The 22,789-nt window shown below is 61.0% G+C and carries 16 protein-coding genes; 9 read left to right on the top strand and 7 right to left on the bottom strand.

Annotated elements, in window-relative coordinates; translation table 11 throughout:
• Positions 1-422: 422 nt before the first annotated feature.
• The 3 genes from P792_RS35015 to rfaE1 all read right to left on the bottom strand — a co-directional run bounded on the left by P792_RS35015 (position 423) and on the right by rfaE1 (position 4,005).
• Positions 423-938, bottom strand: a complete 516-nt coding sequence (locus tag P792_RS35015) for a hypothetical protein (RefSeq protein ID WP_023979952.1) — start codon at positions 936-938, stop codon at positions 423-425.
• Between the two features lie 429 nt (positions 939-1,367).
• On the bottom strand, positions 1,368-2,525 hold the full coding sequence (locus P792_RS35010; RefSeq protein WP_023979951.1) for an AGE family epimerase/isomerase: 1,158 nt from the start codon (positions 2,523-2,525) through the stop codon (positions 1,368-1,370).
• A 1-nt stretch (position 2,526) separates the two neighbouring features.
• Complete coding sequence (rfaE1, locus tag P792_RS35005; RefSeq protein ID WP_023979950.1) at positions 2,527-4,005, bottom strand: D-glycero-beta-D-manno-heptose-7-phosphate kinase; 1,479 nt, start codon at positions 4,003-4,005, stop codon at positions 2,527-2,529.
• A gap of 230 nt (positions 4,006-4,235) precedes the next feature.
• Here rfaE1 and P792_RS35000 point away from each other — a divergent pair, with 230 nt between their 5' ends.
• The 6 genes from P792_RS35000 (at position 4,236) to P792_RS34980 (ending at position 13,853) form a co-directional block, all read left to right on the top strand.
• Complete coding sequence (locus P792_RS35000) at positions 4,236-5,417, top strand: S1C family serine protease (protein WP_023979949.1); 1,182 nt, start codon at positions 4,236-4,238, stop codon at positions 5,415-5,417.
• A 120-nt stretch (positions 5,418-5,537) separates the two neighbouring features.
• Positions 5,538-6,218 carry a response regulator transcription factor gene (locus P792_RS34995; protein WP_023979948.1) on the top strand — a complete coding sequence of 227 codons (681 nt, stop codon included), beginning with the start codon at positions 5,538-5,540 and terminating at the stop codon, positions 6,216-6,218.
• An 18-nt stretch (positions 6,219-6,236) separates the two neighbouring features.
• Entirely contained in the window at positions 6,237-7,649 is a 1,413-nt protein-coding gene (locus P792_RS34990) for an ATP-binding protein (protein WP_023979947.1), read from the top strand.
• A gap of 122 nt (positions 7,650-7,771) precedes the next feature.
• Complete coding sequence (locus P792_RS0120345; RefSeq protein WP_031241686.1) at positions 7,772-8,098, top strand: hypothetical protein; 327 nt, start codon at positions 7,772-7,774, stop codon at positions 8,096-8,098.
• A 125-nt stretch (positions 8,099-8,223) separates the two neighbouring features.
• Positions 8,224-11,283 (top strand): FAD-binding and (Fe-S)-binding domain-containing protein, encoded by a 3,060-nt coding sequence (locus P792_RS34985; RefSeq protein ID WP_023979945.1) that lies wholly within the window; start codon positions 8,224-8,226, stop codon positions 11,281-11,283.
• 335 nt (positions 11,284-11,618) lie between these two features.
• Positions 11,619-13,853, top strand: a complete 2,235-nt coding sequence (locus P792_RS34980; RefSeq protein ID WP_235075547.1) for a TonB-dependent siderophore receptor — start codon at positions 11,619-11,621, stop codon at positions 13,851-13,853.
• Positions 13,854-13,900: 47 nt separating this feature from the next.
• Here the strand turns inward: P792_RS34980 and P792_RS34975 are convergent, their stop codons facing one another.
• Together P792_RS34975 and hrpB are read right to left on the bottom strand one after the other, a co-directional pair.
• Positions 13,901-15,352: a sugar porter family MFS transporter gene (locus tag P792_RS34975; RefSeq protein ID WP_081866883.1), complete on the bottom strand. Its 1,452-nt coding sequence runs from the start codon at positions 15,350-15,352 to the stop codon at positions 13,901-13,903.
• Positions 15,353-15,582: 230 nt separating this feature from the next.
• On the bottom strand, positions 15,583-18,111 hold the full coding sequence (gene hrpB / locus P792_RS34970; RefSeq protein ID WP_023979942.1) for an ATP-dependent helicase HrpB: 2,529 nt from the start codon (positions 18,109-18,111) through the stop codon (positions 15,583-15,585).
• 10 nt (positions 18,112-18,121) lie between these two features.
• On the opposite strand from hrpB, the gene P792_RS34965 reads away from it, so the two are divergent.
• On the top strand, positions 18,122-20,302 hold the full coding sequence (locus tag P792_RS34965) for a protein-disulfide reductase DsbD (protein WP_235075546.1): 2,181 nt from the start codon (positions 18,122-18,124) through the stop codon (positions 20,300-20,302).
• A 26-nt stretch (positions 20,303-20,328) separates the two neighbouring features.
• Here P792_RS34965 and P792_RS37205 read toward each other — a convergent pair whose 3' ends face one another.
• Together P792_RS37205 and P792_RS34960 are read right to left on the bottom strand one after the other, a co-directional pair.
• On the bottom strand, positions 20,329-20,544 hold the full coding sequence (locus tag P792_RS37205) for a hypothetical protein (protein ID WP_152530281.1): 216 nt from the start codon (positions 20,542-20,544) through the stop codon (positions 20,329-20,331).
• Positions 20,545-20,649: 105 nt separating this feature from the next.
• A complete protein-coding gene (locus tag P792_RS34960) occupies positions 20,650-21,588 on the bottom strand; it encodes an AraC family transcriptional regulator (RefSeq protein WP_031241677.1) in 939 nt (312 codons plus the stop codon).
• A 145-nt stretch (positions 21,589-21,733) separates the two neighbouring features.
• Between P792_RS34960 and P792_RS37200 the strand changes: the two genes are divergently transcribed.
• Both P792_RS37200 and P792_RS34955 read left to right on the top strand, forming a co-directional pair.
• On the top strand, positions 21,734-21,934 hold the full coding sequence (locus P792_RS37200; RefSeq protein ID WP_023979939.1) for a hypothetical protein: 201 nt from the start codon (positions 21,734-21,736) through the stop codon (positions 21,932-21,934).
• Between the two features lie 92 nt (positions 21,935-22,026).
• A complete protein-coding gene (locus P792_RS34955) occupies positions 22,027-22,758 on the top strand; it encodes an SDR family NAD(P)-dependent oxidoreductase (RefSeq protein ID WP_023979937.1) in 732 nt (243 codons plus the stop codon).
• The last annotated feature ends 31 nt before the right edge of the window (positions 22,759-22,789 follow it).

Here is a 22,789-nt window from a genome sequence, read left to right as displayed (position 1 = left end):
CAATACAGACATAAATCCCTACCCAACGCCTCAGCTTAGCTGCACGAGGCGTCTTACGCGCGCGTATGGCTCGCGTTGAGCGCAGCCCAGATAACCCCTGATCCTGCGTCGAAAACGCTCACTGCCTCACAGCAGGCACGAATACCGCCATCAGCGCGACCCAAACACAGGATAATCAAATCCTCGGTACAGATGGCCCATGGTCGTTATAAATTCTCAAGGCGTAGCGGCCTCATGAAGGAGGATCGTTCTTGCTTGTAGACACTTGCAACAGGGGCTCTACGGCAGATCCTCTCCCGAGCAAGAGCTTTACGAATCATTCGCAGAACATGTGCGAAATTCGAAACGATTCCCTCCGAAATTTATAGACTACAGCTGGAACCCCTTATCCTCGCTCGATATCGAGATTTGCAGGCCGGGCCTCAGAACCCGCCATAGAGATAGAATGGGATCAGGGCGAAGATAAACCAGGCGATGAGGAAGACCAGTGGCGCCTGATGGGCGAACATGCGACCGCGGCGCGCACGGTGATTCATCGCGCGAGCATCCTCGTCGCTTCTGGCCAGAGTGAACTCCGAAAGGTTGGGGCATTGCTTGTGCAGATGCTGCTCCTTCTCGTTCCATTTGCTGATTGCCGCATAGCCAGCGCGAATACCTGGCAAAGCCATCAAGGTCAGCATGAACCCTAAAAGCGAAAGCAGCGGCGGGATAAGGATCGCCATGCGATCGCCCCATCGCGTCGTTGAACCTGTCATGGCTGTGGCATAGGCGATGACCAGAAAGGCTTGCGAACTCAGGAGCGCCTGCAGGCGGCCATTGACCGTCTCTGTCTCGAACCGGATTTCGGAGCGGTAATAGGCGAGCAGTTCATTGTCCGTCGGTTTGCCATGGGCAATGACCTCTTCGGCCTCTGGCGGTGGAAAAGCAGGAATAACCATGATGCGTCCTCTCCTTGAGTTATGTCTGACAGGACGCGTTTCTTGTATCGTTTGGCCCAGAAGGCGACCGCGCTGAGCGCATGATCGCCGGGCCTGCCGCGTGAAGGATCAAAGCGCATGAGGCGCTTATCGGTTCGTCTTGTTGTTGATCGCTTGGATATGTTGCCATGAGCTTGCTTGTTAGGAGGCAAGCGCTGGGAGACATAGATATCAGTTCAGGCACAATGCTGGACCGTGCGCGCTTTGGATCAAAAGGAGGCGAGCTGATAACCCCCGACGTCTTCATCAGGATGTCTTCACGCGGTCCGGGAAGTGAACAGGCTCTAACGTCAGCCCACATAGCGGCCAGTAGGTGGCAGCATTAGCGCTTGGATCGCGGCCGCTTCGTGAGAGACCAGCCTCTCACGACGGCGAAAAGCCCCTGCTCACTCAGCGAGAGATGATTTCGCGTCCTGCACCATAGATGTGATAGAGAGAGCTTGCCGGCATGTAGTCGACCAGTGCGGCACTCCGCGCGTCGATATGGTCGACCCAGCCTCCGCCAAGCTGCGAGGGGGCGAAGATACGCAGGAAGGCAGCAGCATATGGCTCTGCGTCGTCGGTCTTGGGTGTCAGTCCCTGAGTGTAGAGCAGTCTCAACAGCTCGGTCTGCGCCCAGATCCGCGCCGAGTGCTCCTGGACCACATGCCTGTCGCTCATGCTGTCCAGCACGACGCGGCGTTGATGATCACAGCCATGCGTAAAGCCAGCCTCGAAAAGTGAAGCTGCTGTCTGTTTGCGCCATTCAGCCCCGCTCTCAGCTTCAGGTGTCAGACGACCGAAATCGCGTAACAGCCAGGACCATTCAAACAGATGACCTGCTTGCACCTGATTGGCACCATACGGGGCGAGGGGTGACCAGTCCGGGGCGAAGAATTCTAGGAGCAGCCCCGACCGTGTGTCGATCAGATGGGTGCGGGCCAGTTCGACAAGGCTCCGCGCCTTGTCGAGGTAGAACGAATCGCCCGTTGCCTCGAATACGACCAGATAGGCCTCAAGCAGATGCATGTGCGGGTTCTGGCTGCGTCGTGTCCCATCATCAGGTATCGCGTCGAGATAGCCACCGTTGTCTGCCGTAAAGATCAGGTCGATCTCATCAGCGATGCAGCGCGCCAAAGCCCGGTCTTTTGAGCGGTTTGCATAACGTATGGCCCAGCCGCAGGCGAAAAGGATGAAGGCATGGGCGTAGAGATCGCGTTTCGTACTGGCAGGGCGATCAGTCGGGTCGATCGAGAATACCCAGCCCGGCTGGGCATCGGTGCGGTGATAAAGCCTTTCGACCCGGTCCAGGCAATCAAGTGCCTGATTCCCCGCGGCATACACGCCATCCAGAGCAGCGCGGCAATAGGTCGCAATCTGCCGCGCCTGGACCATGAGTCTTGACGCATCGAGCCGGATGGGGCGCGCCTGCCAGTCAAGACGTTCGTGATACAGTACGCGTGACGGATCGAACCCGGCCTCGCTCCACAGGGGGAGGGCTTGCCCCACAAGCCAGTCGCGCCACTGATCCCGAATGGCGGGGGCCGTTTCTTGCTTGGCGCGGGTCATGTCACTCAGGTTTCAAACTCACTGGTTCCGGGCTCGTCGTCGCTGAAGGACCAGCCTTCATCTTGCGAACGATCGATGTTGTCGAACGCCCTGATACCAGATCGGCCAGAACGACGCGACCGCCCCAGGATTTCACTTCTTCGCCGCCTACAACCTGATCTTCAGTGTAATCAGCACCCTTGACCACGATATCCGGCCTGAGGGCGCAGATCGTTTCAAGAGGCGTGTCCTCGTCAAAAATGACGACCAGATCGACATCGCGCAGTGCGCCCATGACGGTTGCGCGGGCCCGCTCGTCCTGCAATGGGCGCTCTGCCCCCTTGAGACGACGTACCGAGGCGTCACTGTTCAGCGCGACGATTAGCTTGTCGCCCTCTCTGGCCGCGGCATGAATCAGCGCGATATGTCCGGGGTGGAGCAGATCGAAACAGCCATTGGTAAAGACCACGCGCGCACCATGCCGACGCCAGGCTTCGATAATTCCCTGGGCCTGGGGCAAAGTGGCAATAACACCATCACGGTCGATCTTGGATTTGAGGGCGGCGCTGAGTTCCGCGCGTGAAACGGTCGCAGTGCCCAGCTTGCCAACCACAATTGCCGCCGCATTGGTGGCAATGACCATGGCCGTGCGCAGATCGGCCCCGGCCGACATCATGGCTGCTACCGTAGCCACAACCGTGTCGCCGGCCCCCGAGACATCGAACACCTCGGATTGCGGAACATGCGCGTGGGTCATGCGCCCGTTGCGCTCAAGAAGGGTCATACCCTCTTCCGAGCGTGTCACAAGAACATCGCCGCCGAACTGCTCCTGTGCGGCAAGGGCTGCAAAATGGATTTCGGTGTCGCTGTTGACCGGTAGCCCTGTGGCTGCTGCCAACTCCTTGCGATTGGGCGTGATAAGCTGCGCGCCTTTATAGACCGAAAGATCCCGGCGCTTGGGGTCGACCACAACAGGGATGCCGCGCTGATTGGCTGCCTGAATGATGGCCTGAAGCACCTCGTTGCTCAGCACGCCTTTGGCGTAGTCGGAGCAGATCACGACATCCGCCTGGTCCATGGCAGCGAGTGATGCGGCGATCAGACGTTCCTGAACCGGCGGAGGAACGAGCACCGAGGGTTCTTCATCGATCCGCACGATCTGCTGGCGGCCGCTCAGCACGCGTGTCTTGGTGATGGTGACCCAGTCGGGATCTTCAACCAGATGGCCCAGATCGATGCCGGGTTCGCGCCCCACGGCCCGACGGAATTCCCTTGCCGAACCATCCTGCCCCACCAGCCCGACGAGTGTAACCGCGCAACCAAGCGCTGCGGCATTCATGGCCACGTTGGCAGCCCCTCCCGGCACGCTGCTGTGTTTGGCGCGCAGCAGCACCGGCACCGGTGCTTCGGGTGAGATACGATCGACCGAGCCGTGGATATAGCAGTCGAGCAGCAGGTCTCCGATGATCAGGACGCGCCCGAATATGAAGTCGCTAATCATCTGTAATCCCCGATAAAACCCGCCTCATGGCGCCACAGCATAGTCACTCTGTCGTCCTGCCAAAGGCGCGGGAGAATGACAATCCTGCTTCCCGTTCTGGAAGTGTCGGTCCCGCACCTTCGGGTGATGGCGCCTTGTCGCGGGTAAAAATGCAAGAGAGATGGAATCATTTCATTTCTGCGCTATCGTGCTGCCATGACCCTGAATATTGCCCTGCCTGTGGTTTGTTGATGCGCAAAGCTCTCCTCCTTCTCGTTCTGGCCGGGTTTGGCATTGACAGGGCCTATGCCTTGCCGGCGTTCCTGGAAAAATTCCTGCCACACCCGCCGCCGCAGCCCAGCCATCCGGCTATTCCCGCTGTGCCCCCTGCCAGCGCGGTGAAGATTCCGGCCCAGGCGGCGGTACCGGACGGAACGCCTGCCTTGCCCCCCGTGCTGGTGCAGTCGGGGCCACTCTCGTTTGCGCCGCTGGTGCAGCGTGTCATTCCGGCAGTCGTCAACATTGCCATCACACAGATAAGCTCGGAAGGCGGGGGCAAGGTGCCCGCCCAGATCAAGGGCACACCGCTCGAAAAGCGGTATCGCGAGAAAATGCAGCGCCATCAGGAGGAGATTCTTGGCGCTGGTTCAGGGTTTATCATTGATCCGTCCGGTATCATCGTGACGAATGATCACGTGGTCGGTGATGCCGATAACGTGACTGTCTCGCTCTCCAACGGGCAGGAACTGCCCGCCAAGCTCGTGGGGGTCGATGCCCTCACCGATATCGCCGTCATCAAGGTCGAATCACCCAAGCCACTGCCCTATGTGACCTGGGGAGACAGCCACAAGGTGAATGTCGGTGACTGGATCCTGGTTGCGGGCAACCCGTTCGGGTTCGGCTCGTCTGTCAGTGCCGGTATCGTTTCGGCGCGCGGGCGTGATCTGGGGGCGGGTTCCCTCGATGATTTCCTGCAGCTCGATGCGCCGATCAATCCAGGCAACTCCGGTGGTCCTGCCTTCAATATGAGAGGTCAGGTCGTGGCAGTGAATGCGGCCATGGTTTCCCCTGCCGGGGGATCGGTCGGGATCGGCTTTGGTATTCCCTCGGAAATCGTGGCCCCCATCGTGGAAGAGATACGCCGCACGGGCCATGTCGATCATGGCTGGCTGGGTGTCACGCTCGATGACGGTGACGGTTCTGTCGTGCTCGTGGATGTGGATCGTAACGGCCCAGCGCAGAAGGGCGGCCTGATGAAGGGCGACAAGATTACCGCCATCAATAACGCTCCAGTCGAAAACGGTCGTGCCTTGCTGCGTATCGTCGCCGCAGGAAAGCCGGGAAATGCCGTGACTTTCACGGTAATACGCAAGGGCAAGACCGTGACAGTGACACTTCCAATCGGGAAACGCCCGGCAGATGCCGATGAATGAGCGGACATTGCGTTCTTCGCCCTTTCTTCTGGCGCGTAACTGAAAGATAATAAGGTCACTGCAAAGTGAGGGGCGGGCGATCCTGCCCGTCATGGCCCCCGCCAAAGCCAAGGACTGATCATGCGTATTCTGCTTGTCGAGGATGATCCTACCGTCAGGAGCTTCATCGTGAAGGGACTGAAGGAAACCGGGCATCTCGTCGAGGAGGCCGATAACGGCAAGGACGGTCTCTTTCTGGCGGTCAGCGAGAATTTCGATATCGTTATTCTCGACAGGATGCTGCCCGGAGGCATTGACGGTCTGCGTATCCTGGAAACGCTTCGTGCCCAGAACAACGCTACGCCCGTGCTGCTTCTCTCGGCACTCGCCGATGTGGATGAGCGCGTTGCCGGCCTGAAGGCTGGTGGCGACGACTACATGACCAAGCCGTTCGCCTTCTCGGAGCTTCTGGCTCGTGTCGAGGCTCTGGCCCGTCGCGGAAGTGCCGAACAGGCACCGCAAACCAAGCTTGTTGTGGCCGATCTGGAAATGGATCTTCTCTCGCGCACCGTGAAGCGCGGTGAAGAGAAGATCGATCTGCAGCCGCGTGAATTTCGTCTGCTCGAATTCCTGATGCGTCATGCCGGTCAGGTCGTGACACGCACCATGCTGCTCGAGCGCGTGTGGGACTATCACTTCGACCCGCAGACGAACGTGATCGACGTGCATGTGTCACGCCTGCGCCAGAAAGTTGACAAGCCTTTTGAAACCGCGCTGATCCATACGATCCGCAATGCAGGTTACATCCTGCGCGCCAATTAAGCAGGATGATATAGCTCCATGAGGTTCAGCCTGTCGCGCTTTCCCCTGCTTCGCGTCTGGTGGAAGCGCGCCTGGCGGTTTCGTTCAGCCGGGCTGGGCTTCTCATTGGGCTATGGGCTGGTTTTTGCCCTTTCCGCCACACTCTTCCTGACCTTTCTGTGGTGGCACACCATCGGCGCGCTCGAGCGCGAGGTGGGGCAGGCAGTCGATGCCGACGCGCATGGTCTGGCAGAACGCTGGATGCAGGGTGGTCTTTCCAGCCTGCAGCGGGCCATTCAGGACAGGCTCGATCAGGATGTCGAGGATCAGGATCTCTATCTGCTGATCACACCGGGTGGCCAGAGGCTGGCTGGCAACATGCCCTCATGGCCCGAGGCGGTACAACGGGCCGATCGCTTTTACACGCTCAAGATCAGTCGGGCCGGCAACACGACTTCAGCCGCCATGCATGCCTATGTCCTGCCGGGTGGCCTGCAATTGCTGGTGGGCCGCGATATCAGGGGGCGGGATATCCTTCGCCGTGTGCTGACAGAAACCTTCCTGTGGTCATGGCTCATGGTGACAGCACTCGCCATTGGTGGGGCATGGGTTGTGCGCGGTATCTTCAGCCGTATTCTGAGCTCCATAGCCCGTACCACCACGGCGCTGGCCAATGGTGACATGCGTCAGCGTATGCCGCTGGTGGGTAATGATGTCGATCTCGTTGCCCATTCCATCAACCGCATGCTCGACCGTATTTCCAAGCTCATGGAAGGCGTGAAGCAGGTTTCCAACTCCATCGCTCATGATCTGCGCACGCCGATCACGCGTGCACGTAATCGTCTGGAAGATGCCGCCCTTCATGCGCGCTCGACCGAAGAGATGCATGACGCCATTTATCGTGCCGTGGCCGATCTGGATCATGTCACGGCGGTTTTTGATGCGCTCATGCGCATTGCCCAGATCGAGGCCGGTGCCCGCCGCGCGGCTTTCGAGACGACCGATCTCATCAGGCCGCTGCAGGATATCGCCGAGCTTTATGAGGCGACAGCCGAGGATGCCGGGCTGCAGATTGCGCGCGACCTGCCGCCGCGCCTGCTCTTTCATGGTGACGCCCGCCTGATCCAGCAGGCCGTGGCCAACATGATCGACAATGCCATAAAGTTTTCGCCTGCCGAAACGACGGTCACGTTACGGGCCAGCGTCTCCGGTAATCTGGTCCGTATCAGCGTGACTGATGAAGGCCCGGGCATGTCTGCAGAAGATCTTCTGCGCGCTTCCGAGCGGTTCTTTCGTGCCGATCAGGCACGCAATACACCGGGTGCCGGTCTGGGTCTGTCGCTGGTGCAGGCTGTCGCGCAGCTTCATGGCGGGGCATTGGCGCTCGAGCCCCTGCAGCGGGGGCTTCGCGTCGTGCTCAGCCTGCCAGTAGAGGAAACCGGGCTGGGCTGAGAGGCCGGCAGATCGGGGCTTGCAGGCTGTTTTGACACGCCCGGTCCAAAAACTGACTACATAAACAAGTCTTCATTCGCAGCCCATGAGAGCGCAATACGGACTGAATTAGTGCCGGTTCTATGACCCATACAGCCTTTGCGCTTTTTTGCCTGACCTGCGCGGTCGGGTTGCCTGGCGCTGCCAGAGCCGATGCCATACCGGGCGCCAGTACGGCGCCCGTGCATGAGGCCGTGCCTATGGCTGTCACCAGCGATACGCTGGACTATTGCCGCACCCTGGCCCGCAAGGTGCATCGCACCCTGCGTCAGACTGCGGCGGCTTCGGCGCCAATCATCAATCAGGCGATGTATCTGGAGCATGAAGGCGAGGCGCTCTGTGCTCACGGGCATCTGCGCTCGGGTATCGCGCAGGAAAGGCGGGCGCTGGTGGTTCTGACACGGTCCTGAGCAGGGCGTCATCGGTGGCGGGTCCGTTCTGGCAGCCATCGGTGATGAAGGTAGCGTCACTATCGTTCCAAGGTGGTTCAGGCTAATCCAGTGCCAGCGCGTGCCCTCGTGATGGATGACCGGCCATGACCATGATTGCTGTTCTCGACAAGACCCCAGGCAATGCGGCGGATCATGCCGCTTTCCTCAAGGCACTGCGTCAGCAGGGGTTCGAGGGCGAGATCGGCACGACGCACGATACGCGTCTGGTCCATGCGACCGATAATTCCATCTATCAGCGTCACCCCGAGGCCGTGGTCTTTCCTCGGCACAGGCAGGATCTGATCGTGCTGGCCCGGCTTGCGGGCGAGCCCGTCTGGCGCGGTATCACCATTGCACCGCGTGGCGGCGGAACGGGCACGAATGGCCAGTCCCTCACCGATGGTATCGTGGTCGACCTGTCCCGACACATGAACGCTATCCTCGAAATCAATGTCGAGGAGAAATGGGTGAGGGTTCAGCCCGGCGTGGTGAAGGACCAGCTCAATGCGGCCATTGCCCGTCATGGGCTGTTCTTCGCCCCCGAACTCTCGACATCCAACCGTGCCACGATCGGCGGCATGATCAGCACCGATGCCAGCGGGCAGGGAAGCTGCACCTATGGCAAGACACGCGACCATGTGCTTGGTGTGACGGCCGTGCTCGTGGGTGGCGACGTGCTCGACACGTCACCGCTTGATGAGAGCGAACTGGCGGTGCGCCGTCAGGGTCATTCCCGCGTGGCGCAGATCCATGATTGCGTGGCGGCGCTCCATGATCGTGAGCGCGACACGATCGATAAGGTGTTCCCCAAACTCAACCGCTGTCTGACCGGTTATGATCTGCGTCATCTGCGCAATGAGGCCGGGCAGTTCGATCTGACCAGCCTGCTCTGTGGATCGGAAGGGACACTCGGATTTCTGGCCGAGGCGAAACTCAATCTGCTGGCCATTCCGCCGCACAGTATTCTGGTCAACATCCGCTACGACAGTTTCATGGATGCACTGCGCGACGCGCGGGCGCTGATCGGGCTCAAGCCGCTCTCGATCGAGACCATCGATTCGAAAGTGCTCGGTCTTGCCATGCAGGATTTCGTCTGGAGCTCGGTCGAGAGCTATTTCCCGCAGGATGAGGCTGGCCCTGCGAAGGGGCTCAATCTGGTCGAGTTTGCCGGTCATGATGAGGCTGAACTCGGAAGACAGGTCGAGGGCTTTCTGGAGCATCTGCGGCAGGATCAGACGGTACGTCGCCGTGGCCATACGCTGGCTGTAGGCCGCGCGGCAGTTTCGCAGGTCTATGCCATGCGCAAGCGTGCTGTGGGTTTGCTCGGCAATGTGCACGGGGAGGCGCGGCCCCAACCCTTCGTTGAGGATACCGCTGTGCCGCCGGAAAAACTGGCGGATTTCATTGCCGAGTTCCGGGCGCTTCTCGATGGGCATGGGCTGGATTACGGCATGTTCGGCCATGTGGATGCCGGCGTGCTGCATGTCCGCCCCCTGCTCGACATGCGCAACCCCGATGATGCTGCGCTGATTCGCCCACTGAGTGACGCCGTGCATCGTCTGACACGCCGTTATGGCGGGTTGCTGTGGGGAGAGCATGGCAAGGGGGTGCGGTCGGAATATATGCCGGATGTGTTCGGCCCGCTTTATCCCTGCTTGGAACAGATCAAGGGTGTGTTCGACCCGCATAACCAGCTCAATCCCGGCAAGATCGCGGCCCCTCCGGGCGCTTCAGCACCGCTTTTGCGTGTTGATGACGTGCCGATGCGCGGGGCGCAGGATCGACAGATTCCCGATCCGGTCTGGCAGGGTTATGGCACGGCGCTGCATTGCAACGGCAATGGCGCATGCTTCAATTACGATCAGGACGATCCGATGTGCCCGTCCTGGAAGGCAACGCGTGACCGGCGTTTCTCCCCCAAGGGGCGCGCCTCGCTCATGCGCGAATGGCTGCGCCTGCAGGCTGGCGCGGGTGTGGATACGGCGGCGCTGGAGGCGCATGCGCCAAGTCTGCTCGACCGCGTGTCAGCGCAGTTCCGGCGCAGGCAGAACACACCGGTCGATTTTTCGCATCAGCTCTATGACAGTCTCGCCACCTGTCTGGCCTGCAAATCCTGCACCAGCCAGTGCCCGGTCAAGGTCGATGTGCCTGATTTCCGCTCCCGGTTTCTCAATCTGTACCACCAGCGCTATGCCCGCCCGCTGCGCGATTATGTCGTGGGGTTGATCGAATATACCCTGCCACTCATGGCGCGTATGAGGCGGCTCTATAATGTTGTGGTCGGCCTGAAGCCCATGGCCGCGCTGGGCAAAACCCTGCTTGGCCTTGTCGATATGCCGCCCCTCTCACGCAGTGGGCTGGCAGAAACCTGCCGTCGCTGGCACGTGCAGCCTGCCACACCAGAGCGTCTGGTGGCCCTGACCGAGGCAGAGAGGGCACGGTCTGTCATTCTGATGCCGGACCTGTTTACCCGTCATTTCGAGGCGCACCTTGTCGAGGCGTTTATCGAGCTGGCGGCGCGCTGCGGTTACAGGGTCTATCTTGCCGAGAGCCTGGCCTGCGGCAAGCCGCTGCATGTGCATGGCTTTCTTGGGTTGTTTGCCCGACAGGCGCGTCGCAATGCCGCATGGCTGCGCATACTGGCCTCGTTCGGGGTGTCGATTGTCGGGCTCGATCCTGCCATGACGCTGATCTACCGGCAGGAATACCGCAAGATTGCCGGGCTTGAGGCTCTGCCTGAGGTGCAACTGCCTCAGGAGTTTCTGTTGCATGCCTTGCCCCGGATGCAGGACGCTCCGCAAGCAGCGGCCGGTTTCGTGTTTCTTGGGCACTGCACGGAAAAGACAGCTCTGACGGGTTCGGGGGCAGACTGGCAGGCCCTGTTTGCGCGGCTTGGCCTTGGTTTGCAGCTGGAAAAGACGGGGTGTTGCGGCATGTCCGGCACCTTCGGTCACGAGGCGCGCAATGTGGAAACGTCCCGCGTGATTTTCGAGCAGTCCTGGGGGCCGCATCTGGACAGACAGGGTGAGAAAATTGTGCTGGCCAGTGGTTATTCGTGCCGTAGTCAGGTCAAGCGCTTCCGCGGGGCACAGCTCGATCATCCGCTCGTAGCCCTGCTGGATCGTCTGCGTGACATTGCACCGGAGTCCACGCGTCCGGTCTGATTGCGTGCCTTGCCAGTGTGTAAAACGCGTCGTCATCAGGGAGCCGGATCATTCGACCGTCTCATGGCGAGATGCGTCAGGCTTTGCGATGACGGATGCGATAGGCAACGCCGCTTAGTCAAAGGCAGCCACTTCTTCGCTCAGTCCCTCCCGTGGCATGAGCCCAATGCGTAGATATGTACACGATCTAAGATCGAAACGTGTCGTCACGGCCACAAGGGCGGTTGGACCCTGATCGCCTTGATTGACAGGCAGGCTAGCGGTTTCTAAGGAAACCTCAATGCAAATGATAAACGTTCTCATTTGTTTCCCTGTTTGTCTGTTCCGGTAGATTGATGTCCGTTTCCCTGCGTGCCGCCTTGTGTCTGTCCTCACTCCTTTCGGCGGCAATGGTGCCAGACGCTCTCGCTCAGGAACGCCAAACCCTGCCGGAGAAGGCGTCGCCCCTTCATGAAGGGGCGGGGCAGCACAGGGCCACGCCTGCACAGCCAGCCACGCGACCTCAGGCAGCAAAAGCTCAATCCGCCCAAGGAGCTCATGAGGGTATTCACGAGACCATTCGTGTGGCGGGCAGGCGCGGGGGCTTTCTTCCCGCTGCCGCAAGCAGTGCTACAAAGACATCGACGCCGCTGGAGCTGACGCCACAGAATATCACGGTCATCACACAGGAGCGTATGAGCGTGCTCAACGCCCGCAGCCTGTCCGAGGCCGTGCGCTACGCAGCAGGCGTTTCGGATTACGGGTCGAAGGACGACCCGCGCGGCTATTTTGGCACGATCCGCGGGTTCACGCCCGATATCTATCTTGATGGCACACGCGCTCCTGATGCCAGCACATCGCAGAGTTTCAGCATCGAGCCCTGGGGGCTTGAGGAGATGGATGTCTTGCGCGGGGCATCTTCGGCTCTCTACGGGTCGGGGCAGCTTGGGGGCATCATCAATGCTGTCAGCAAACGTCCGCATCCGGATCAGGTCAATGAGATCGATTTCCAGACCGGTTCCTATGGTCGTGTTCAAGGCGCGGTCGATGTCGGCGGCGCACTGAATGCCCGCAAGACTCTACTCTGGCGATTCAACGGGCTGATACGCAAGTCGGACACCTACGCGCGCAATATCAAGAACAACGAGATATATGTGGCACCCTCGCTGAGCTGGCGCCCTGATGAAAAAACCACGCTTACCCTGCTCACCAGTTTCGAGCAGCTCGATGCCGGGTCGACGGCGCAATTCCTGCCGGCTGTCGGGACCGTCCTGCCCTCGCGCTGGGGCCAGATTGCCCGCAACTTCCTGAGCAGCGATGCGGATTATGATGTCTACTCAAAGCGTCAGGTGGCGGTAGGCTATAATTTTGTCCGGCACATCCTGCCCAACTGGACCATCACGCAAAACATGCGTTACGCGCATCTCGACGTGCTCTACCGTTTCGTGACCACCTCGTCACTTTCAGCGGATAAACAGAGCATCAATCGCACCGCGCTCAACCAGCAGGGCAACTACAACAACGTCACCCTCGATACGCGGTCGGCAGTGACCTTCCATACGGGGGGTATTCATCATGAAATCCTGACAGGCGTGGATTTTCGCAGTGATTTTCTGGCCAATCGCCGCGGCCAGCGCGCAGCCCCCGCGCTCAATCTCTACAAGCCGGTTTATCGTGCCATCATCTGGCCAGGCTATGGCACCACCACGAGCACAAACGAGACGGAAACAGATACCGGGATCTATGCGCAGGAACAGGCCAACTGGCAGCGCTGGTATCTTATCCTGTCAGGCCGCGGTGATTTCACCCAGAGCATGACGGTCAATAATCTCAATGGCGGGCGGACACCGCAAAACAACAACGCTTTCACGGGGCGGGTCGGGCTGGTCTATCAGTCTTCCATAGGGCTCAACCCCTATGTTTCCTACGCGACGTCATTCCAGCCCCAGGTCGGGACGACATTCGGTGGTTCGGCCTTCGTGCCGACCACAGGCAAGCAGATCGAGGCAGGTGTCAAATACAAGCCGGTCAAACCCCTGCGTGGTGTGGATAATTTCATGCTTACGGCTGATTTCTTCAATCTGGTGCAGGATAATGTCCTGACAGCCGATCCGGCCAATTCGTCTTTCAGCGTGCAGACCGGGCGGCAGAGAACACGCGGCTTCGAGTTCGAAGGTGTAGGTCGTTTACCCTACAGGATCGATTTCATCGCAAGCTTTACCTATCAGGATCCGCGTGTGATGCGCTCGACAGTGGCAGCGCAGGTTGGGCAGCGGCCTGTGGCAATTCCCTCCCATATGGCGTCGCTGTTCCTCAAGCGTGACGTTGCCTTTTCGGCGCTCTGGCAGGCCGGTCTCGGGGCGGGCATGCGCTACACGGGTAATACTGCGGGCTCCATTCCCCTCACATTTTCCGTGCCTTCGCAGCTCGTATGGGATTTGCAGGCCCATATCGACCGGGGGCGCACGCGGGTGCAGTTCAACGGCACCAATATCGCCAATCGCAAATATGTAGCCATGTGCACCCGCGATGTTGCCTGCGCCTGGGCGCCCGGGCGCGCGGTATTCGTGACCCTGTTGCAGCGCTGGTAAGGCATAGCGACGGTAACATCCCGACGGGTCGCCTTCATGCCCCTCGCTCAGTGGGGCGTCTTTCGCGAAAGGAAGTCACCCTCATTCAGACTGCGTTCAATGGCTTCCAGCGAGCGGCCCTTTGTTTCGGGAATACGGCGCTCGATGAAGATCCAGGCAAGAGTGGTCAGGGCTGCAAAGAGAAGGAAGGTGCCCGATACGCTGATCATCGAGATGATGGACAGGGTCACCATCGAGATCAGCAGATCGAAAGACCAGTGCGAGACGGTGACAAGGCCCATGCCCTTGCCGCGCACAGCGAGCGGAAAGACCTCGGCACCTACCAGCCAGAGCGAGGCATTGATGCTCCCCAACGTGCAAAGCACATACAGAATCAGGCCAGCTACCGCGAAAAAGCGCCCCATACCCTGCGGGTCGCCACCGAAGAACACGACAGCCAGAACGATCAGGGCAAGGATCGACCCGGGCAGCACGCGCAGCATGAGGCGACGACGCCCCCAGTGATCCACGGCCCAGAACCCGAACACCGTCGCAACGGTGATGGCCACGCCAATGGCTAGCGAAATGAGCAGGGCAGAATTGCGGTCGAACCCCGCGCCGGAAAGGATGGTCGGGGCATAGGTCAGGACGGCATTTGTGCCGGTTACCTGACTGAACATGGCCAAGCCGGTTCCGGCAATCAGGGCCGGGCGGAGCCGAGGCGAGAAAAGCAGGCGCCAGCTCCCCTGTTCCTGCGCGGCACCCTCAATGTCACGCATTTCGGCCTCGGGGTCCTCACCGGGGCCCCGGAGGCTGCGCAAAATCGCGATGGCCTCGTCCCGTCGGCCCTTTGCGGCAAGAAAGCGCGGGCTTTCGGGCAGGAAAATGAGGCCGACCAGCAGCATCAGCGCGGGAATGGCACCGATGAGCACCATCATGCGCCAGTCTCCTCCCCGGTCGAGCAGTCGGATGAGCAAGGGGCTGCCGCTCAGCCACCAGCCGATCAGCGAACTGATAAGGACGCCGCTAACGATGGCCAGCTGAAACAGCAGGACGAGCCGCCCCCGTCGTGAAGCTGGTGCCAGTTCAGCGATATAGACGGGCACGATCTGGCTGGCGGCACCGACGGCCAGACCAAGCAGCAACCGCATGAGCGTCAGTTCCGTAGGGGACATGGCCATTGCCGAGCCGATAGAGCCAAGCAGGAACAGCGCCCCCGACAGCCCGACCACCATGCGACGTCCCAGTCGGTCTGATAGCGGCCCTGCGGCCATGCATCCCAGCAAGGCACCGGCAACCATGCCTGCGGCAATAGCCTGTTTGCCCAGCGTGCCGAGAGTGAAGCTGTCACCCAGTGTCAGGAGTGCCGCAGAAATGATGCCCTGATCATAGCCGAAGAGAATACCCGCCAGACCTGCCACGCAGGACGCGATGAACACGCGTCGGTGCCCCGCCTGCCCTGAGTGGGTGTTGTTTTCAAGGGCTGTGCCGGACGTACCTGCCGGGTGAGTCGAACGCATGATGGCCTCTCAGACGCGGATCATCCAGGCGATCCGTGCCCAAGTGGTGTGAGAAATATTTTCGATACGAAAGACAAGATTTCGTTACGAAAGGTTCTCGAGGTGTGATTTCAACCAGCGTAGCGCGGACAAATCACAGGATTCGTCAGGTGAATCGGGTATCATAGCGTCACGCGTAACATTTTCGTGGTTCGATAGTCACGTTCTGTGTGACGAATCGCGTGAGGCGCTCAGGTGTCGCGTGGACGCCTAGGCGGGGGCGGGCTGGCTGTCGCGGGATTTTCCGGCCAGTCATGTTTCGGGTAACGACCACGCATGTCGCGTCGCATGTCGGCCCAGCCCGTGGTCCAGAAGGCGGCGATATCGGCAGTGATGGCCTGCGGGCGACCCGCAGGTGACAACAGGGCAAATTGCAGCTTGATGCGCCCATTGGCGATGCGTGGCGTCTCCTTCAGCCCGTAGAAGGCCTGGGCACGGGCCGAGATCGTGGGCGTGGCATCGCGATAATCGATGGCGGGTTGCGCGCCGGGCAGGGTGAGGCTCGTCGGTAAAGCCTGATCGAGCTGTTTGAGCTGGGTGTAGTCGAGGCGTTGCCGCAGGAGGGGCAGCAGGTCCAGCGCCTGTATCTGGCTGAGCTTCGTCATGCCATCGATATAGGGGAGCAGCCACTCATCGAGAGTGGCGGCAAGGGTTTCGTCATCGGCGGCAGGCAGGGTCTCATCGAGATGGGCCCTTGCCAGGGCGAGCCGGGCACGAAATTGCTGGCATGAGTCGGACCAGGTGAGGCTGCCAGCCAGATCGGCGCGTATGCGTGACAGCAACAGCGCCTGCACCTCCTCCGGCTTTGCCGGGGCAGAACGGTCGCGCAGTACCAGATTGCCAAGGCGCAGCCTTCTGCGGGCGATCACGTTGCCGGTTGTCGTATCAAGCGCGGTCTCGACCTGTTCCTCCGTACGGGCCAGCAAGGTTGCAGGCAGGTTATCGAGATCGAGCGGGGCGGCGAGGCAGATTTCGGTTGCCGTACGCACATGAAGGGCAGGGGCGACGATCAGGGTTTCGCGCGCCAGCGGGTCGATGGCGCTCAGTCGGGCCGATCCTCCCCCCGACAGGCGATATCGTCCCGTTTCGCCCGCGGCCATGGCTACGCGATCCGGAAAGCCTGCGGCAAGCAGGGCCGACGCGCTGGCGGGGTCGGGCGCAAGACGCTGGCTCAGCCCGAGGCGCTTCTGATAGCGCTGGGCGGATTGCCGGATACGGGCAAGGCTCGCCCGGTCGGCATGGGGGTGATGCTCGGCGCCCTCGATCAGGCCGAGACGCGTCTGGATATCGGCGGGTACCGAGGGGCTGCGCGAACCGGGGACGATACGCGGGCGTAGGGGGTCGCGTTCTTCCAGAAGGGCGGCGAGGGCGGCGGCGGTGGCCTTTTCGGGTGGGGTACGGGCTGCGCACATCATCGCAGCCAGACGGGGCTGTGCGCCGAGCCGTGCCATGGCGGCGCCCAGCGGCGTGATCTTTTCTGCCTCATTCAGTGCCCCGAGCGCCGTAAGCAAGGCGCAGCCGGCCTGAAAGGCACCGGCTGGCGGTGTATCGAGTAAAGGCACAGCGGCTGGGGGCGTGCCCATGACTTCGTGCCATGCAGCAAGGTCAAGGCAATGGCCGGTCAGGTCGCTGGTCTGGATTTCGGGCAGATCATGGGCAATCAGGGCGCGGCCAGTGGCTTCTGTCCACAGACGTACCGCAATGCCTGGTGCCTCGCGGCCGGCGCGCCCGGCACGCTGTGTCGCCGTGGCCCGCGAGATGCGCATGGTCTCGAGCCGTGACAGGCCGGACCCCGCATCGAGACGCGGCGCACGGGCAAATCCGCCATCCACCACGATACGGACGCCAGGTACGGTGAGCGAGGTTTCTGCAATCGAGGTGGACAGCACCACCTTGCGCCTTTCGGCTGGTTTGAGGGCCAGATCCTGCTCGCGGGTATCGAGTTCGCCATAGAGGGGGACGATCAGTGCCGGAGCATCCGCCAGCGCTGCCGCACAGCGCCTGATTTCGCCGACACCGGGCAGGAAGGCCAGAATATCGCCTTCCTCCTCAGCCAGCAGGCTGCGTATGGTGCGCGCCATGACATCGGGCAGTTCGCGCAGGGCTGCGATGTCCCTTCTGGCGTGACGTATGTCCAGCGGAAAGGCGCGGCCTTCGCTCTCGACCAGGACGCCATCGAGCAAAGAGGTGAAGGCGCGCCCATCCGTTGTGGCCGACATGGCCACAAGACGGAGTTCGGGGCGCATGGTGCGTTGCAGATCGAGCGCGAAACCAAGCGCTGTATCGAGATCGAGCGAGCGTTCATGCACCTCGTCGAACAGAATGGCCGACACGCCCTCAAGCAGCGGGTCGGTCAGCAGGCGTCGCAGCAGCAGCCCTTCTGTCACCACCTCGATTCTGGTGGCCGCGCTCATAGCCGAATCCGTGCGCGTGCGATAACCGACTGTCTGGCCTGTGGCTTCGCCCAGCAGGGCGGCCATGCGATGGGCGGCCCCACGCACGGCAACACGCCGGGGCTCGACGACAATCAGGCGCCCTTCCTCGCGCCAGGGGGCTTGTAAAAGATGAAGCGGCACCAAAGTGGTCTTGCCTGCGCCGGGCGGCGCAACCAGTACGGCATTGCGTCCGGCATCGAGCACGGCCTGAAGCTCGGGCAGGGCTGCACAGACAGGAAGAACGGGAAGCGAAATGAGATTGGCGGGCAATAGGGGACCGGTCATAATGACTTCTATGGCGCGTCCGCGGGGCGGTCGGCAATTCTCTTCCTTCACAGCGATTGGTCTCATGCTGCGCAAGCTGTCTCCTGTTGTCCTCACCCTGCTCGCTTTCGGTTCTGCTCCTGCCTTTGCTGCCGAGAGTGCCCCCGTCACCTCGGCCCATGACACCGCCACCCTGGTGACTGACCGCGACAGCGTCACGGCCGGGGGGGATCTGCATGTCGGGCTGCGTCTTAAGCTTAAGCCGGGATGGCATACCTACTGGCTCAATGCCGGTGATGCGGGCGAACCCCCGACACTGAAAACCACGGCCAGCGGAGCCATGACCGGCCAGAGCGAGTCGATCAGCTTTCCCACCCCTGTACGCATCAGCGAAGGGGGGCTGATGTCCTACGCCTATACGGGTGACGTGCTTTTGCCCCAGACCCTGAAGCTGGAGGGCAAGGCGGGTGAGGTGACACTCAAGGCCCATGCGGAATGGCTGGTATGCGCAGCAACCTGCGTGCCTGAATCGGGTGATTTCAGCCTGACCCTGCCTTCAGGCAATGCGGCGCCCAACAGTGCCGCCGAGGGGCCGCTATTCGTCAAGGCGGCGCAGGCAAGCCCAATGCCGTCACCTTTTGCCGCGACAACGACATCAGACGCCACGCTGACCCTGAGTGGTCAGGGGCTGTCGGGTGAGAGCGTCAGCCGGGCCTGGTTCATGCCCTCCGTAACCGGCGTGATCGATCAGGTTGCCCCGCAGAAGCTGGAGGTCAGTCAGGGCAAGGTGTCGCTGGGCCTTCACTGGATCGATGCAGCGCATAAACCCGCGACGCTTGATGGTATCGTGGTGCTTCAGGATCAGGCGGGGCAGCAGACGGCTCTGTGGGTCAGCACCAGCCCCGGCACGGAGGCGGCCGGACAACGTGCGGGTGCGGGCGTGACCCTTCCCGTCGCGGGAGTGGCCTCGTCTGCGGCGGCTCCCTCGCATACGGCGCTCTGGCAACTGGTAATCTTTGCCTTTCTGGGTGGGCTGATTCTCAATCTGATGCCGTGCGTGTTCCCGGTTCTGGCCATGAAGGCGTTCTCGCTTGCCCGTCTGGGCGGGTCGCATCGCCATGAGCAGATCAGCAGTGCGCTTGCTTATATGACCGGCGTGATGGGCAGTTTTGCCGCGCTGGGTGTCGCCATGATCGTGCTGCGCAGCGTGGGCTCGGCGGCAGGGTGGGGCTTTCAGTTCCAATCGCCCGTCTTTGTGCTCGGTGTAGCCTGGCTGCTTGTCATGATGGCTCTGAACCTGCTGGGTGTTTTTGAGGTAACAGTAGGACGCCTCGGTCAGGATGTCACGCCACGCCACGGCATATGGGGCGACATGCTGACGGGGCTGCTGGCTGTGGTCGTGGCCACGCCCTGCACGGCGCCGTTCATGGGGGCTGCCATTGCGGCGGCTCTGGGTGGACCGGCATGGGCAGGACTCATGCTGTTCCTCGCCATGGGGTTCGGTCTGGCATCGCCCTATGTCGCGATTGCCACCATTCCGTTCCTTGCCCGGCATATGCCAAAGCCGGGGGCCTGGATGGCCATTCTCAAGCAGGTTCTTGCCTTCCCGCTTCTGGGAACGGCAGTCTGGCTTTTCTGGGTTGCCTGTGTGCAGCGTGGCGCCATGATCCTGCCAGTCGGGCTGGGCGGCGCGGTTGCGCTGGGGCTGGCAGCCTGGCTGTTCGGCCTGACGCAACGCGAGGCGATGATCAGGGGTGCAACCCCCTGGATCGTTATCGGTCGGGCTGTGGCCGTTATTATCGTGCTTCTGGCGGGCGCCAGTCTTGTGCGCGTTGCCGATAGCGAGGCAGCTTCACCCAGCTTTGTTGCTCATAGCGAAAATGGCGTCGTGGCCTATTCACCCGATCGGCTCGCCTCGCTGCGCGATGCTGGCAAGCCTGTCTTTATCGACATGACGGCGGCGTGGTGCATCACCTGCATGGTCAATGAGCGCGTTGCCCTGCAGGCGGCGTCCGTGCAGAAGGCCTTCGCTGCGCGGGGCGTGACATACATGAAGGGGGACTGGACCAATCGTGACGAGACCATCAGCGCCTATCTTCGTGCGCATGAGCGCGATGGCGTGCCGCTCTATGTCTATTATGCCCCCCACAAGGAGGGTGTGATCCTGCCGCAGATCCTGACTGTTTCCGAGGTGCTGGACGTTCTCAAATAGGATCGCCAGCCCCGGTCATCCATGCGTCAGGGCGTGGAAGCACCAAAGCCCGAGCCCATATACATGTGACCATGCGGACCATGGCCGGATGGTCCCTTCATGCTGACGGATTTGCCGCCTGACCCGGTACCCGTCCCTGTTACTGGACGCAGGAGTCCGGCGCGGGTGTCGTCCTCTGGTGGGTGGGGATGGGTGCAGCAGGCCAGCAACAGCATGGCAGCGAGCAGGGGGAGAGTTCTCATGAGACACCTTGGCTGTTCTCGTGTCGCACCGTGGGACTGTCAGGGCCCCTGCGCAATCTTTCCGATTCTAGGGGCTGAGCCGATAACGGCAAGCCCGCAAGCGGATTACACCCAGACAGCCTCATTCAACTCCCGGTATCGCTCGATGCCGATGGCGCGTATGCGCGACACATCCTGATGGGGTGGCATACCGAAAATCGACCTGTATTCGCGGGTGAACTGCGAGGGGCTTTCATAACCCACAGCAAAACCGGCATCGGCGGCAAGGCGGTTTTCATACAGCATCAGGCGTCGTGCTTCCTGAAGGCGCAGGCGCTTGCGATATTGCACCGGCGATAGCCCCGTAACCTCCTGAAACTTGCGATAGAACGTCGATCGCCCCATCCCTGCAAGACCGGGGAGGGCCGAGGCCTCGGTCTCTTCCATGAAATGGGCGCGCATATGGGCGAGCGCCCGGTTGATGCGTGATGCATCGCTTTTCTGGTCGGCAATCTCGTGCAGAACGTGGCGTTGATCACCCTGCAGGGCGCGATAGATGATCTCCCGCTTGAGCATGGGTGCCAGAAAGGTACGGTCGTCATCATTGCCGAGGGCGATGAGCAGACGGCGCAGGGCGTCGAGCAGATCGGGGGTCACGGCACTCAGGCCAAGACTGGTGTGCAGGGGGGATCTGAGGCCCGGGTCAGCCCGTGTTTCGGCAATCACGCTGGCGATTTCCTCAGGCGTGAAGGCGATACAGGCGGCGAGATAAGGCGCCTCGGGCGTAGCGCGTGTGATGTGCCCCGAAAGAGGCAGATCGACCGTCGCGACGAGATAGTGGTTCTGGTCGTAGTCGAAGCTGCTCTTGTGAATCCTGATCCTCTTCGCCCCCTGAATGATGATGTACAGGCGCGGCTCATAGACGATCAGCAGAGGGTCGGTCGTGGTTTCCGAGCGATACAGCGTCAGGAAATCGACAGCCGTGCGGGTGCTTTTGCGCGGACAATGGGCGCGCACGAGGGACTGCACGTCGCCCAGCATGGTTGCGTCAGCTTGTTGACTCATCACCTCAGTATGGGACTGCGAGACGATAAGGCAAGTTTTGTGGATTCGAGAGATAACGGGTCTGCGGTGTGGACGCGCATGGTCTGCCTGTTCCGCAAGGACGGGAGTTTCACTGCATCAGAGGCCTGCCATGCCAGATCACGCCATGTCACCCGCAAAGGGGCTCATGACCACCCGCGCCCAGTCACAGCAGATGAGGCAATTATATCGTGTCTGGCGGGAGCAGATCAGAAAGCTCGAGCGACGCAGGATCTGTCTCTCGGCTGGGCAGAAACGCCTTATTCTGCGTGACCTGCGCCAGCATTACAGGATGCTCGAACGCTCCTGCCGATTGCTCCAGGCCTGAAAGATGATGGATCTCATCTTCGTTGCGGACGCCCTCAGATATGTCGGCCTGAACGTCTATCTGGCCTTTTTTCAAAATGGGAGAACTGATCAATGACGGCAAAACTTGCTTTGGTGACAGGCGCAAGCCGTGGAATTGGCGCCGGAATTGCCCGCCAGCTTGCCAGCGAAGGCTATGACATCGCCTTTTCCTATCCCGGTGAAATGGCCGGGGCGCAGGAGACAATCAGGCAGGTCGAGGCACTGGGTCGCAGGGCGCTGGCTATTCAGGCCGATGGCAGCACCGTTGCCGGCAATGAAAAAGTAGTGGCTGAAGCTGTGCGCGTTTTCGGCCGCCTGGATGTCCTGGTGTGCAATGCAGGCATGTACCCCAAAGGGACGATTGACGAGATCACGACCGGCGATATCGAGAAGGTGCTCAACCTCAATGTCCGTGGCGCAATGATCGAAACTATGTGCGCGGTGCGTCATATGCAGCCCGGCGGTCGTATCGTGCTGATGGGATCGGCTTTTGGCGGTCGTGCGCCGCTGCCTGGTCTGTCGCTCTATTCCGGCACCAAGGCCGCCCTGCGCGGTTTTGCCCAGGGTGTGGCGCGCGATCTGGGTGATCGGGGGATCACGATCAATGTGGTGGAACCGGGTCCGGTGAATACGGCCATGAACCCGTCAGACACCGAGGCCGCGAAAATTCTGGCCCGTTTCGTGGCGACCGGAGCCTATGGCGCGATCGAGGATATCGCTCATGTCGTATCGTTTCTGGTCAATGAGCGTTCGAGCTACATCACCGGATCGTCTCTGGCGGTCGATGGCGGGTTGCTCGCCTGACCAGAGATGTTGCCTTCTGCCTTTTTCGGAG

The sequence above is a fragment of the Asaia sp. SF2.1 genome (assembly GCF_000505765.1).
GTDB lineage: Bacteria > Pseudomonadota > Alphaproteobacteria > Acetobacterales > Acetobacteraceae > Asaia > Asaia bogorensis.
Note: the sequence above shows the minus strand (reverse complement) of the source record. Positions and strands in the feature narration are given on the sequence as shown.